Raw genomic sequence first — 13,072 nt, forward strand, 5'->3', positions numbered from 1 at the left:
CCGTCCGCCCCCGGAAAAGGGGCGGGCGCCGTCTACCGCAGGAGGCCCGCCACGTCCTGGGCGATGGGATACAGCGATAGCACCAGCAGCGCGGCCATGGTCAGGTTGAAGGCCCGCACCGCGCCCGGCCGGTGCAGCACGCGCCGCAGCGCCGTGCCGAAGGTGACCCAGACGCCGATGCTGGGCAGGTTCACGATGCCGCACACGACGGTGGCCACGAGCAGGTTCATGAAGAAGCCCGATTCGGGAATATAGGTGGCCGCCACGCCGACCACCATGACCCAGGCCTTGGGATTGATCCACTGGAACGCGGCGGCCTGCAAAAAGGTGAAGGGCCGTGCGCGCCGGCCGTCTTCGCGGATCTGGCCGGCGGTGGCGATTTTCCACGCCAGATACAGCAGGTAGGCCGCGCCGCCGTATTTCAGCAGCGTATACAGCAGCGGGACGCTGTGGAAGACGGCGCCCAGCCCCGCGCCCACCAGCAGGATCATCAAGGAAAACCCGATGTTCACGCCCAGCATGTGCGGCAGCGTGCGCCGGAAGCCGAAGTTCAGGCCGGAAGAGGCCAGCATGATGTTGTTGGGGCCTGGCGTGATCGAGCTGACGAGCGAAAACAAGGCCAGCGGTCCCAGCAGGCTGGCGGAAAGCAGCGGAATGGTATCGGTCATGTCTTCATATCCATGCGGGTCTTGCCGTAATGCCGCCGGGAACTCGCCGCGGCCCGTCCGCCCGCGATCACTCCAATGATGGCCAGCGCGAACGCCAGCGTGGCCGGCGCGACGTGTTCGCCGAACAGCAGGGCGGCGGCCGTGACCGTGATGAAGGGCTGCAGCAGCTGTACCTGCCCGACACGCGCGATGCCGCCGCGCGCCAGCCCGCGGTACCACGCGAAAAATCCCAGGAACATGGAGCCGAAGGACAGGTAGGCCAATGCCATCCACGCGAGGGGCGACGGCGCCGCCGGCGTGTGCGCCGCCATCCAGGTCACCGGCGCCGCGATGAAAGGCGCGCTGATGATCAGCGCCCAGCAGATCGTACGCCAGCCGCCCAGCGTGCGCGACACGCGCGCGCCTTCGGCGTAGCCCATGCCGCCGAGGGCGACGGACAGGATCAGCCACAGGTCCCCCGCCTGCGGCACGCCCCCGCCTTCGCGCAGTGCGAAGGCGGCGACCAGGCCGGCGCCCGCCAGCGCCCACATCCAGAATTGCCGCGACGGGCGTTCACCACTGCCCAAGGCCGCGAAGGCCGCTGTCGACAGGGGTAGCAGGCCATTGACCACCGCGCCGTGCGCGGCCGGCACCGACTGCATGGCCAAGGTGGAGGCCACCGGCCAGCCCACCACCACGCCCAGCGCGGCCAGGATGATGCCCGTCCTTTCCTCGCGCCGCGGCAGGCGGCTGCGCGTCACCCACAGCAGCAGGCCCGCGGGTACCGCGGCAACCAGGGCGCGGCCCAGTCCGACCAGCAGCGGATCCAGTTCCGCCACCGCGATGCGCGACATCGGCAGCGTCAGGCTGAATATCAGGATGCCGAGCAGGGCGGCGCCGTAGCCTTCCCAGCCTTGGGGCGTATTGGGGGCGGAGGACAGCGATGCAACGTTGGCGGGCGGGCGTGTCATGGTTTGGACCTGGGTTCGGGGCATGCGGCCATCCCGGACGAGTCGGCGACGTCGGCCAAGGCCAGCCTGCCCGTCGGGCGGCCGTCCCCTTGCATGGCGATGCGGGAAGTGACACTCTACGCATGTGTCCCGGTACAGTACCGGTACACTTTCCCAGTTCACCGTGATAACTGGCCTGGTGCCTTCACCATGACACTTTCCTCGACTTCGGCGGCCTGGCGCCCCGTGCGTGGCAACGACGTCACGCTGGCCTCGCAGCTGGCCGACGACCTGACGCGCCGCATCCAGGACGAAGGCTTGCGCCCGGGGTCGCGGCTGCCATCCATACGCGCCATGGCGCAGCAGGCCGGCGTGAGCCGCTTCACCGTGGTGGAGGCCTACGACCGCCTGGCCGCCAGCGGGCTGGTGCAATCGCGGCGCGGGGCGGGCTTTTTCGTGGCGGCGCGCGATACCGCGCGCGCCGCCGCCGCGGTGCCCGCACCCGAAGCCACGCTGGATGCGCCCACGCGCATCGATATTTCGTGGCTGCTGCGCAGCATGTTTCGCGAAGCCGCCACCCCGGGCATGCCGGGCGGCGCGGGCCTGCTGCCGGCCGACTGGCTGGACGCGGACATGATCGCCGGCGCGGTGCGCGCCGTCGGTCGCACCGTGCGCGGCAACTTCCTGTCGTACGGCCAGCCCCAGGGCTTTCCCGCGCTGCGCCAGCAGATCGCGGCCTTGCTGCAAGGAAACGGCGTTCCCGCGCATCCTGAGCACAATCTCCTGACCACCAACGGCGTCACCCACGGCCTGGACTTGATCGCGCGCCTGCTGGTGGGGCCGGGCGATACGGTGCTGGTCGAGGACCCGGCCTGGTTCGTGATATTCGGCCGCCTGGCGGCGGTGGGCGCGCGGGTGATCGGCGTGCCGCGCACCCCGGCCGGGCCGGACGTGGAGGTGCTGGAAAAGCTGGCGGCCCAACATCGGCCGAAGCTGTTCATCGTGAACAGCGTGGTGCACAACCCCACCGGCCATACCTTGTCGGCCGGTGCCGCCTACGACATCCTGCGCATCGCCGAACGCCATGATTTCACGGTGGTGGAGGACGATACCTATGCGGAATTGCACCCCGGCAACGCCATGCGGCTCTCCGTGCTGGATCGCCTGGACCGCGTGATCCTGGTGGGCGGCTTCTCCAAAATGCTGGCGCCCAGCCTGCGCGTGGGCTACGTCGCGGCCGCCCCGGCCGTGCTGCAGAAGCTGGCGGACTTGAAAATGCTGGCCGGCCTGACGTCGCCGGAACTGGGCGAACGCGTGGTCCATCGCATCCTGGCCGACGGCCTGTTCCGCCGCCACGTGGAACGGGTGCGCGCACGCGTGGACGATGCGCGCGAACGCTGCGCCAGGCGACTGCTCGAACTGGGAATGCGCATTGCCGATATGCCCCACGCCGGCATGTTCATCTGGGCCGACTGCGGCCGCGACGCCGAAAGCCTGGCGCGCGCGGCGGCCGCCCGCAACATGCTGTTGGCGCCTGGGTCGCTGTTCTCGCCGTCGCAGGCGCCGTCGACCTATCTGCGTTTTTCCGCCAGCATGGTGGACAATGCGCCGGCCTGGCAGCTGCTGCGGCAATTGATGCGCGAGGCGCCGTAGCGGCCGCGCGCGCCGCATGCCGTCTCCCGCATATACTCGGCGGATACGCCGCACCTTCAAGGAAGATCATCATGTCCGTTCCCATCAATCGCCTGACCGAATCGTTTGCCGTCGCCCCGCAGTTGTCGCCCGACGATATGGCCGCCGTGGCCGCCGCCGGCTTCAAGAGCGTCATCATCAACCGGCCGGACTATGAAGGCGGACCGGACCAGCCGACCGCTGCGGCGGTGTCCGAGGCGGCCCTGAACGCCGGCCTGCAGGTCGAATACCAGCCCGTGATCAGCGGCGGGATGACGGCCGATGACGTGGCCCGCTTCGGCCAGCTGCTGGAAAAGCTGCCGCAGCCCGTCCTGGCCTATTGCCGCACCGGGACCCGCTGCACCAATCTGTTCGTTGCATCGCAGCAATCGACGTCCCGCGGCTAATTGCCCGGCAAGGGGTAACGCCCGCGGGAAGCGGTCGCCCGGACCCCGGGCGCCAAACACAGGACGGCCTGCCCGGTCGATGCCGGCGCCGCGGGCCACCTGGGGATGCTGCTCTGCCGCCGTGTGCGCTTTTCCGGTAGGATGGGATACACACACAACCGTGTAAGGAGCAGGATATGTTCAAGAAAATCCTTATTCCCACCGACGGGTCCCCGCTGTCCGCCCAGGCGGCGAACGCAGGGGTTTGCTTCGCCCGCTCCACCGGCGCCGAGATCGTCGCCCTGCACGTGACGCAGCCCTTCGCCGCGACCATCGGGTTCGACGGCATGGCCGCTGCCTATGCCATCACCGACGAGGACTATGAAAAAGCCTCGGCCGAACAATCGAAGCGCTATCTGAAGCATGTGCTGGATCGCGCCGAGACCGCGAACGTGAAGGCCACGTCGCGCGCGGTGTCCAACTTCAACGTCGCGGACGGCATCGTGCACGCCGCGCAGGACAACGGCTGCGACCTGATCTTCATCGGCAGCCATGGCCGCAGCGGCCTGTCGCGGCTGCTGCTGGGCAGCGTCACCGCGAAGGTGCTGTCGCTGGCCCACGTCGCGGTGCTGGTGTACCGCGTCAAGGAAGAAAAATCCTGAGCCCGGCGCCGCATCGCGCGGCGCTGGGATCCAGCCGCCGGCGTTCTTCGGGACGCCGGTTTTTTTTTGGTGCGACCGGCATGAATCGACCTCCAGACGTTGGATCAAATGTCCAACTTCTGGAGGTCGGTTCGGCAGGGCGTACTCGCGGGTGCCGCGGCGCGGCCGGGTTGCTTATTTGAACAACACCACGGCCTGCTGCAGCGTTACCCAGATGCCCCAGGCCAGCGGGATGCCCACGCAGGCCCAGCCGAATGCGATGACCGACCTGGGCGTCTTGAAGGTGGACCGCGATTCCCCGTGGACCTCGGTGGCGATGGCGCGCTCGTGCGCCAGCGCTTTTTCCCGCGCCAGTTCCTCGTCGTTCATGAAGTGCTTGGGATTGACCGGCCGGATGGCCAGGTTGCACAGCAGGCCGATCACAAGAAGCCCGGCCAGGATGTACATCGTGATGTCGTACACCTGGGCGCGCGGCACGCCGATCGACAGCTGGTATTCGCGCAGATAGCTGATCAGAACCGGCCCGAAGATGCCGGCCGCGGACCACGCCGTCAGCACCCGGCCGTGGATGGCGCCCACCATCTGGGTGCCGAATAGGTCGGCCAGGTAGGCCGGCACCGTGGAGAAGCCGCCGCCGTACATCGACAGGATGATGCAGAATGCACCGACGAACAGCGCCAGGTGGCCGGCGTGCGCGGACCATGGCACGGAGGCGTACAGGACCAGGCCCAGCACGAAGAAGGTGCAGTAGGTCAGCTTGCGGCCTAGCTTGTCCGAGAGGCTGGCCCAGACGAAACGCCCGCCGATGTTGAACAGGCTGAGCAGGCCCGTGAAGCCGGCGGCGATGGTGGCGATGGCGGCGAGCTGTTCCTTGTTCAATTGGGAAAAGGTCAGCGCGTCCTGTCCGATCAGTTTGCCGGCGAACACTTCCTGCAGCAGCGGCGATGCCATGCCCAGGATGCCGATGCCCGCCGTCACGTTCAGGCACAGGGCCCACCACACCAGCCAGAACTGCGGGACGCCCCAGATCTTTTTCACGTGCACGTGGCCGTGCGTGATCATGGCGTTGCCGCTGCGCGTCTCGGGCGGCGTCCAGCCTTCCGGTTTCCAGTTGGTTGCGGGCACGCGATAGGAAAGCGCACCGGCGATCATGAACATCGCATAGATCACCGCCAGCGTCAGGAAGGTTTCCCATACGCCGGGCGAGCTGGCCGACGCGTAATGGCGCATCAGCAGATTGGCCAGCGGTGCGCCCACCATGGCGCCGCCGCCGAAGCCCATGATGGCCATGCCGGTTGCCATGCCGCGGCGGTCCGGAAACCACTTGATCAAGGTACTGACAGGCGAGATATAGCCCAGGCCCAGTCCCACGCCGCCGATCACGCCGGAACCGACCCACAGCATCCATAGCTGGTGCACGTAGATGCCCAGCGCGGAAACCACCAGGCCGCCGCACCAGCACACCGCCGACACGATGCCGGCCTTGCGCGGGCCGGCGCGTTCTAGCCAGCCGCCCCACAGGGCCGCCGAGCAGCCCAGCAGGACGAAGAACAGGATGTATGTCACCGTCATGCTGGAGATACGCCAATCGCAACGCTTGGTGAAGAGTTCCGCGGCCAGGCTCATATCGGCCGGGCAGGCCAGCGGCGCGGCGCCGCCCAGCGATTTGGACAGCGGCAGCCAGAATACGGAAAAGCCATAGGCCATGCCGATGCACAGATGGATCGCCAGGGCGGCGGGAGGCACCAGCCAGCGGCTGAATCCCGGCCCTGCAATGGTTCTTTCCTTGTCCAGAAAGCCGGGTTTGCCACCCGGGAGGTCCAGCGTGGTCGCTGAGCTCATGTCCTCTCCTAGTCTTTGGTTTGAGCGGAATGCAGCGGGACGGCCTGCCGGCGCGCCGCCACGGATTCCGGTTCTTCTACGTGCGCTTCAGGTCCTGCTTGCTTCAATGCGCCGCCACCCTGGGCGTCAGGCGTTCGCGGTTTCCGTTGACGGCTTCCAGCACGATGGGACTGAGCCGGACGTCGCCGTCGATGCCGTCCGGATGGCGATCCAGGAAGGCCAGCAGCTGTACGCGCATGCGGGGCTCCCAGAACTTCTGGATGTGGTTGGCGACACCTTCGACCGCTTCCGGGCGGTCCGGCATGGCGTCGAAGAAGTCGCCGATGCGGTTGGCCATGCGTATGAGATTGGCGATCTCCATGCTTGCTCCTGTTTTCCTTATGCGGAGATGCGTTCGGCGTGCGCGTACAGCGTGGTGTCGTTGTCGCGCATGAAGCCCAATAGTGCGATGTTCAGCCGGTCCGCCAGCCGCTGCGCCAGGGCGGTCGGCGCCGAGACCGCGGCCAGGATGCCGACGCCGGCCGCCGCGGTTTTCTGCACCATTTCAAAACTGGCGCGGCTGGAGACGACGATCAGTCCCGTGCCCGGCGCGGGAGCGTCGTCCGCGCGCCGTGCCAGCGCGCCGATCAGCTTGTCCAGTGCGTTGTGCCGTCCGACGTCCTCGCGCGCCAGCGCGATCGCGCCGTCGGCGTCCGCCCAGCCGGCGGCATGCGTGGCGCCCGTCAGCGTGTGCAGGGACTGGCGCACGCGCAGCGCGCGCATGGCGTCCAGCACCGCGCGGGCGCGGACCGGCGCGGCCGGCGGCACGGGCGGGATGTCGCGCAGCACCTCCGGCAGCGTTTCCACGCCGCACAAGCCGCAGCCGGTGCGGCCCGACAAGGCGCGGCGCCTTTCCTTCAGGCGCGCGGCGCACGCGCTGGAGATGGTCAAGGACAGCACGATGCCGTCCGGACTCGTGCGCGATTCGATATCCCGCACGTCGCGCGCGCCGTCGATGATGCCTTCCGTCAGGGAGAAGCCGACGGCGAAGTCTTCCAGGTCGGCCGGCGTCGCCAGCATGGTGGCGTGGCTGATGCCGTTGTATTCCAGCGCGATGGGGGTTTCCTCGGCCAGGACGTCGTCGTCCGGCGCCGGCGCCAGCACGCCGTCCCGGATGCGCAGCACGCGTGCTCGCGTGGAGGTTTCTTTTTCCATATCGCCGCGATGTCCGCCTTGCGTGCGCGCCGTCTATTTCCCGGCCGGCGCGGTTTCGCGTTCGGCCAGCAGCTTGTGCTGGATGTCGCTGAAGCGGCTCCATTGCCGCTGCCACTCCGACGGCTGCGACACGCGCATCACTTGTACGGCCGTCACCTTGTATTCGGGGCAATTGGTGGCCCAGTCCGAGTTGTCCGTCGTCACTACGTTGGCGCCCGACTCAGGGAAATGGAAGGTGGTGTATACCACGCCGGGCTGCACGCGGTCGGTCAGGACGGCGCGCAGCACGGTTTCGCCCGCGCGGCTTTGCACGCCCACCCAGTCGCCCTCGGAAATCCCGCGGTCTTCCGCGTCCTGCGGATGGATCTCCAGCACGTCCTCGCCATGCCACTGGACGTTGGGCGTGCGGCGCGTCTGCGCGCCCACGTTGTATTGCGACAGGATGCGGCCCGTGGTGAGCAGCAGCGGGTACTTGCGGGTGCTGCGCTCTTCGCTGGGCACGTACTGCGTGATGATGAACTTGCCCTTGCCGCGCACGAACTCGTCGATGTGCATGATGGGCGTGCCCTCCGGCGCCTCGTCGTTGCAAGGCCATTGGACGCTGCCCAGCCGGTCCAGCTTTTCGTAGGTGACGCCGGCGAAGGTGGGCGTCAGCCGCGCGATCTCTTCCATGATTTCGCTGGGATGGCGGTAATTCATGGGGTAGCCCATGGCGTTGGACAGCGCGACGGTGACTTCCCAGTCCGACTTGCCGTTGCGCGGCTCCATCACCTTGCGCACGCGCGAGATCCGACGTTCCGCGTTGGTGAAGGTGCCGTCCTTTTCCAGGAAGGAAGAGCCCGGCAGGAAGACGTGTGCGTACTTCGCCGTTTCGTTCAGGAACAGGTCCTGAACCACGACGCATTCCATCGCCGCCAGGGCCGCCGCCACGTGCTGCGTGTTGGGGTCGGACTGCACGATGTCCTCGCCCTGGCAATACAGGCCCTTGAAGGTGCCTCCCAGCGCGGCCTCGAACATATTGGGAATGCGCAGGCCGGGCTCCGGCTGCAGCGTCACGCCCCAATCGCGCTCGAATTCGCCGCGCACGACGTCATCCGAAATATGGCGGTAGCCCGGCAGCTCGTGCGGGAAGGACCCCATGTCGCAGGAGCCCTGCACATTGTTCTGGCCGCGCAGTGGATTGACGCCCACGCCTTCGCGGCCGATGTTGCCCGTGGACATGGCCAGGTTGGCGATGCCCATGACGGTGGTCGAACCCTGGCTGTGCTCGGTGACGCCCAGCCCGTAGTAGATGGCCGCGTTGCCGCCGGTGGCGTACAGCCGCGCGGCGCCGCGCACCGCGGCGGCCGGCACGCCGGTGATGGCCTCCATGGCCTCCGGCGAGTTTTCCGGGCGCGATACGAATTCACGCCATTGCTGGAAGGGCCGCGTCTCGCAGCGTTCGGCGACGAAGGCTTCGTTGATCAGGCCTTCGGTGGCGATGACGTGCGCCAGCGAGGACAGCAGGGCGACGTTGGTGCCCGGCCTTACCTGCAGGTGGTAATCGGCCTTGACGTGCGGCGAGCTGACCAGTTCGATGCGGCGCGGGTCGATGACGATCAGGCGCGCGCCTTCGCGCAGGCGGCGCTTCAGGCGCGAGGCGAACACCGGGTGGGCAGCGCTGGGGTTCGCGCCCATGACGACGACCACGTCGGAGAACATGACGGAATCGAAGGTCTGCGTGCCGGCGGATTCGCCCAGCGTCTGCTTCAGCCCGTATCCCGTGGGCGAATGGCACACCCGCGCGCAGGTATCGACGTTGTTGGTGCCGAAGCCGGCGCGTACCAGCTTCTGCACCAGCCAGGTTTCTTCGTTCGTGCAGCGCGACGATGTGATGCCGCCGATGGAATCGCGGCCATATTGGCCCTGCAGGCGCTTGAATTCCGAGGCGGCGTACGAGATCGCCTCGTCCCACGAGACCTCGCGCCAGGGATCGGTGATGTGCTTGCGGATCATGGGCTTGGTGACGCGCTCCTGGTGCGTCGTGTAGCCCCAGGCGAAACGGCCTTTCACGCAGGAGTGGCCGCGATTGGCCTGGCCGTCCTTCCACGGCACCATGCGCACGACTTCCTGGCCTTTCATTTCGGCCTTGAAGCCGCAGCCCACGCCGCAATAGGCGCAGGTGGTCACCACGGAGTGCTCGGCCTGGCCCATCATGATGACCGTCTTTTCCTGCAGCGTCGCGGTGGGGCAGGCCTGCACGCAGGCGCCGCACGAAACGCATTCGCTCTCCAGGAAGGGCTGGTCCTGGCCGGCCGATACGCGCGAATCGAAGCCCTTGCCCGAAATCGTCAAGGCGAAGGTTCCCTGCGTTTCCTCGCAGGCCCGCACGCAGCGGTTGCACACGATGCACTTGGACGGATCGTAGGCGAAGTAGGGATTGGAGTTGTCCGTCGCGTCCTTCAGGTGATTGGCGCCCTGGTAGCCGTAGCGCACATTGCGCAGGCCGACCACGCCGGCCATGTCCTGCAGTTCGCAATCGCCGTTGGCCGGACAGGTCAGGCAGTCCAGCGGATGGTCCGAGATATAGAGCTCCATGACGCCGCGCCGCAGGTCGTGCAGCTTGGGCGTTTCCGTACGCACGACCATGCCTTCCTCCACCGGCGTGGTGCAGGAAGCGGGATAGCCGCGGCGGCCGTCGATTTCCACCAGGCACAGGCGGCAGGAGCCGAAGGCTTCCAGGCTGTCGGTGGCGCAGAGCTTGGGAATGTTGATCCCGGCTTCCGCCGCCGCGCGCATGACCGAAGTGCCGGCCGGCACGCGGATTTCCTGGCCGTCGATGGTCAGGCTGACCTGCGTTTCGGACACCCGCGCCGGGGTGCCGTAGTCCCGGTCTCGCTTGATGACGGTTTCCAACATGGTGGTGTCTCCAATCTTTCTCTGCCGGCCCGGACCCTGCGCAGGTCCCGGGCCGGGGGCTAAGTCCTGGGCCCTAGGCCGGCTGCGCCGCGTCCGCGGTCGACACGCCGAAATCCTGGGGGAAATGATTCAGGGCGGACAGCACAGGATACGGCGCCATGCCGCCCAGCGCGCAAAGCGATCCGCCCAGCATGGTGTCGCACAGGTCACGCAGCAGGTGCACCTGCTGTGCGTGGTCTGGTCCGCGCGCGGCGATGCGGTCTATCGTTTCCATGCCGCGGGTCGAGCCGATGCGGCAGGGTGTGCACTTGCCGCAGGACTCGATGGCGCAGAACTCCATGGCGTAGCGCGCCATCCATTGCATGTCCACCGTGTCGTCGAAGGCCACCAGGCCGCCGTGGCCGATCATCGCGCCGATCTTCACGTAGGCTTCGTAATCCAGCGGGACGTCCCACTGCGATTCGGGCAGATAGGCGCCCAGCGGGCCGCCGACCTGCACCGCGCGCAGCGGCCGGCCCGACGCGCTGCCGCCGCCGAAGTCGTAGAGCAGTTCGCGCAGCGTCAGGCCGAAGGCCTTTTCCACCAGGCCGCCCTGCTTGAGGTTGCCGGCAAGCTGGAAGGGCAGGGTGCCTTGCGAGCGGCCCACGCCGAAGTCGCGGTAATAGGCCGCGCCGCGCGCCAGGATGATGGGCACCGAGGCCAGCGAAATCACATTGTTGATGACCGTGGGCTTGCCGAACAGGCCGGCGATGGCCGGCAGCGGCGGCTTGGCGCGCACCACGCCGCGCTTGCCTTCCAGGCTTTCCAGCAACGAGGTTTCCTCGCCGCAGATATAGGCGCCGGCGCCCTTGCGCACTTCCAGGTCGAAGCGCTTGCCGCTGCCGAGCATGTCCGCGCCCAGCCAGCCCGCGGCGCGTGCGCGGGCGATGGCGTCTTCCAGCGCGGCGATGGCGTGCGGGTATTCGGAGCGTACGTAGATATAGCCTTGCGTCGCACCGACGGCGACGCCGGCGATGGCCATGCCCTCGATCAGCACATAGGGGTCGCCTTCCATCAGCATGCGGTCGGCGAAGGTGCCGGAATCGCCTTCGTCGGCATTGCAGACGATGTACTTCTGGTCGGCCGGCGTGGTCAGCACGGTCTTCCACTTGATGCCGGTGGGGAAGGCTGCGCCGCCGCGGCCGCGCAGGCCGGAATTCTGCACTTCCTCCACGACCTGGGCCGGCGTCATGGCCAGCGCGCGCCGCAGGCCCTGCAGGCCGCCATGCGCTTCGTAGTCTTCCAGGCTGAGCGGATCGGTGATGCCGACACGGGCGAAGGTCAGGCGTTCCTGGCGCTTCAGGTAGGGGATGTCCTCCGTCAGGCCATGGCCCAACGCGTGCGCGCCGCCGTGCAGCCAATCGGCGTCGAACAGCGCGGGCACGTCGTCCGCTTGCACGGGGCCGTACGCGACGCGGCCCGCGGGCGTGGCGACTTCCACCAGCGGTTCCAGCCACAGCAGGCCACGCGACCCGTTGCGCACGATGCGCACGGACAGGCCGCGGCGCGCCGCTTCCGCTTCGATGGCGCGGGCGACATCATCGGCGCCCACCGCCAGCGCGGCGGCGTCGCGCGGCACATAGACGGTGATGCCGGGGAGCGTGTCGCCCCCTTCGGGCGGCCGGGCGGTCGCGCCGGATGAGCCCTCCTGTCGCTGCGCGACTGCCTCCCCATGGGAGGGAGCGCGCCCTTCGGGCGGCCGGGCGGTCGCGCTCATGACCCCTCCTTCACATATCCGAGGATGGTATCGAAGCGCTTGGGGGTGAGGCGGGCGTAGGGTACGCCGTCGACCAGCATGGCGGGCGACTGCGCGCACAGGCCCAGGCAGTACACGGGTTCGAGCGTGTACGCGCCGTCGGGGCTGGTGGCGTGGAAATCGCAACCCAGTTTCTTGCGCGCATGGGCGGCGATGTGCTCGCCGCCCATGGCCTGACAGGACTCGGCCCGGCAGATTTCCACCACGTGGCGCCCAGGCGGCGTCTGGCGGAAGTGCGGATAGAAGGTGATGACCCCATGCACTTCGGCACGCGACAGGTTGAGCGCTTCGGCGATGGGCTGCACCGCTTCGGGCGGAATACAGCCCAGCTCGTGCTGCACGGCGTGCAGGATGGGCATCAAGGCCCCCGGCACGCCCTTGTGCGCTTCGATGGCCCGTGCTGCCGCCGCGATCGCGGGATGCGGGGATAGGGCGGCCGCCTGGCGGGCGAGTTCACCGCCGCGGGCACCCGCGTTGGATGCCAGGTCGGCCCTGGCTTGACCTTCTCGCATGGGAGTCGGACTCCTGTCACATTATTGGGGTGGCCCACCCCCGAAGCGCTGCGCGCTTGCCCCCTCAAGGGGGGCGACGCGCGCGGACCGGCAAAGCCGGCTCCGCGGCGTCCCGGGCGGGCAATACCGTTGCCTGCGTGGGTCGTCGCGCGACGCGCCGGAGGGCACTAATATGTGATTTGGAACATAATAGTGGGCGCTGTTGTCTCTGGAACAGGACTTTATCCCTGGAAGCCGTGGGGTTTCAATATGCACGTTATTTCCTATAAAGCGTGGTGGCAAAGGCGTCGGCGCGCCGGCGTTCACGCGGCGTATGGCGCGCGTATCGCGGCGCCAATGTCCATGCCTATGCCGATGCCCATGCTGGTGACGATGCCGGTGACGGGGACGATATCGGCGGCTACCCGGGTGACGCGGGCGGCGCCTATGCGGGTGACGCTGCCGGCGCGCATGCCGGTGATGGTGACGGCGCCGATGCCGATGCCGATGCGGGATGCGCGTGCCATGTCGCGGAG

At 67.9% G+C, this 13,072-nt stretch carries 12 protein-coding genes; 3 read left to right on the plus strand and 9 right to left on the minus strand.

The features are described 5' to 3' along the window. Positions 1–32 precede the first annotated feature (32 nt). Together AKI39_RS03785 and AKI39_RS03790 are read right to left on the minus strand one after the other, a co-directional pair. The gene (locus tag AKI39_RS03785; RefSeq protein WP_066632506.1) at positions 33–668 is read right to left on the minus strand and encodes a LysE family translocator; all 636 of its coding nucleotides are present in this window, start codon (positions 666–668) and stop codon (positions 33–35) included. After that, entirely contained in the window at positions 665–1,618 is a 954-nt protein-coding gene (locus AKI39_RS03790; protein WP_066642121.1) for a DMT family transporter, read from the minus strand. The genes AKI39_RS03785 and AKI39_RS03790 overlap by 4 nt, the downstream gene beginning before the upstream one ends. A gap of 225 nt (positions 1,619–1,843) precedes the next feature. On the opposite strand from AKI39_RS03790, the gene AKI39_RS03795 reads away from it, so the two are divergent. The 3 genes from AKI39_RS03795 to AKI39_RS03805 all read left to right on the plus strand — a co-directional run bounded on the left by AKI39_RS03795 (position 1,844) and on the right by AKI39_RS03805 (position 4,316). Then, a complete protein-coding gene (locus tag AKI39_RS03795) occupies positions 1,844–3,250 on the plus strand; it encodes an aminotransferase-like domain-containing protein (protein WP_201258578.1) in 1,407 nt (468 codons plus the stop codon). Positions 3,251–3,321: 71 nt separating this feature from the next. Further along, positions 3,322–3,675 carry a TIGR01244 family sulfur transferase gene (locus tag AKI39_RS03800; RefSeq protein ID WP_066632510.1) on the plus strand — a complete coding sequence of 118 codons (354 nt, stop codon included), beginning with the start codon at positions 3,322–3,324 and terminating at the stop codon, positions 3,673–3,675. A gap of 176 nt (positions 3,676–3,851) precedes the next feature. Further along, complete coding sequence (locus AKI39_RS03805; protein ID WP_066632512.1) at positions 3,852–4,316, plus strand: universal stress protein; 465 nt, start codon at positions 3,852–3,854, stop codon at positions 4,314–4,316. Between the two features lie 174 nt (positions 4,317–4,490). Here the strand turns inward: AKI39_RS03805 and AKI39_RS03810 are convergent, their stop codons facing one another. The 7 genes from AKI39_RS03810 to AKI39_RS03840 all read right to left on the minus strand — a co-directional run bounded on the left by AKI39_RS03810 (position 4,491) and on the right by AKI39_RS03840 (position 13,063). Beyond that, positions 4,491–6,158 carry an OFA family MFS transporter gene (locus tag AKI39_RS03810; protein ID WP_066632515.1) on the minus strand — a complete coding sequence of 556 codons (1,668 nt, stop codon included), beginning with the start codon at positions 6,156–6,158 and terminating at the stop codon, positions 4,491–4,493. 103 nt (positions 6,159–6,261) lie between these two features. After that, positions 6,262–6,519 carry a formate dehydrogenase subunit delta gene (locus AKI39_RS03815; protein WP_066632516.1) on the minus strand — a complete coding sequence of 86 codons (258 nt, stop codon included), beginning with the start codon at positions 6,517–6,519 and terminating at the stop codon, positions 6,262–6,264. Between the two features lie 17 nt (positions 6,520–6,536). Further along, positions 6,537–7,352: a formate dehydrogenase accessory sulfurtransferase FdhD gene (gene fdhD / locus AKI39_RS03820; protein WP_066632518.1), complete on the minus strand. Its 816-nt coding sequence runs from the start codon at positions 7,350–7,352 to the stop codon at positions 6,537–6,539. Positions 7,353–7,385: 33 nt separating this feature from the next. Further along, the gene (fdhF, locus tag AKI39_RS03825) at positions 7,386–10,250 is read right to left on the minus strand and encodes a formate dehydrogenase subunit alpha (protein WP_066632525.1); all 2,865 of its coding nucleotides are present in this window, start codon (positions 10,248–10,250) and stop codon (positions 7,386–7,388) included. 73 nt (positions 10,251–10,323) lie between these two features. Beyond that, a complete protein-coding gene (locus tag AKI39_RS03830) occupies positions 10,324–12,006 on the minus strand; it encodes a formate dehydrogenase beta subunit (protein ID WP_083228608.1) in 1,683 nt (560 codons plus the stop codon). After that, positions 12,003–12,557, minus strand: coding sequence for a formate dehydrogenase subunit gamma (locus tag AKI39_RS03835; RefSeq protein ID WP_066632528.1), 555 nt, complete (start codon positions 12,555–12,557; stop codon positions 12,003–12,005). Before AKI39_RS03835 ends, AKI39_RS03830 begins: the two co-directional genes overlap by 4 nt. A 302-nt stretch (positions 12,558–12,859) precedes the next feature. Then, positions 12,860–13,063, minus strand: a complete 204-nt coding sequence (locus AKI39_RS03840; protein WP_066632530.1) for a hypothetical protein — start codon at positions 13,061–13,063, stop codon at positions 12,860–12,862. Between the last annotated feature and the right edge of the window lie 9 nt (positions 13,064–13,072).

This window comes from Bordetella sp. H567, assembly GCF_001704295.1.
GTDB lineage: Bacteria > Pseudomonadota > Gammaproteobacteria > Burkholderiales > Burkholderiaceae_B > Bordetella_C.

Excerpts from the sequence above, each read along its gene's own strand:
- AKI39_RS03830 (WP_083228608.1), bottom strand. The coding sequence starts at position 12,006 with ATGAGCGCGACCGCCCGGCCGCCCGAAGGGCGCGCTCCCTCCCATGGG.
- AKI39_RS03840 (WP_066632530.1), bottom strand. The coding sequence starts at position 13,063 with ATGGCACGCGCATCCCGCATCGGCATCGGCATCGGCGCCGTCACCATC.
- fdhD (WP_066632518.1), bottom strand. The coding sequence starts at position 7,352 with ATGGAAAAAGAAACCTCCACGCGAGCACGCGTGCTGCGCATCCGGGAC.
- AKI39_RS03800 (WP_066632510.1), top strand. The coding sequence starts at position 3,322 with ATGTCCGTTCCCATCAATCGCCTGACCGAATCGTTTGCCGTCGCCCCG.
- fdhF (WP_066632525.1), bottom strand. The coding sequence starts at position 10,250 with ATGTTGGAAACCGTCATCAAGCGAGACCGGGACTACGGCACCCCGGCG.
- AKI39_RS03810 (WP_066632515.1), bottom strand. The coding sequence starts at position 6,158 with ATGAGCTCAGCGACCACGCTGGACCTCCCGGGTGGCAAACCCGGCTTT.
- AKI39_RS03805 (WP_066632512.1), top strand. The coding sequence starts at position 3,852 with ATGTTCAAGAAAATCCTTATTCCCACCGACGGGTCCCCGCTGTCCGCC.
- AKI39_RS03835 (WP_066632528.1), bottom strand. The coding sequence starts at position 12,557 with ATGCGAGAAGGTCAAGCCAGGGCCGACCTGGCATCCAACGCGGGTGCC.
- AKI39_RS03790 (WP_066642121.1), bottom strand. The coding sequence starts at position 1,618 with ATGACACGCCCGCCCGCCAACGTTGCATCGCTGTCCTCCGCCCCCAAT.
- AKI39_RS03785 (WP_066632506.1), bottom strand. The coding sequence starts at position 668 with ATGACCGATACCATTCCGCTGCTTTCCGCCAGCCTGCTGGGACCGCTG.
- AKI39_RS03815 (WP_066632516.1), bottom strand. The coding sequence starts at position 6,519 with ATGGAGATCGCCAATCTCATACGCATGGCCAACCGCATCGGCGACTTC.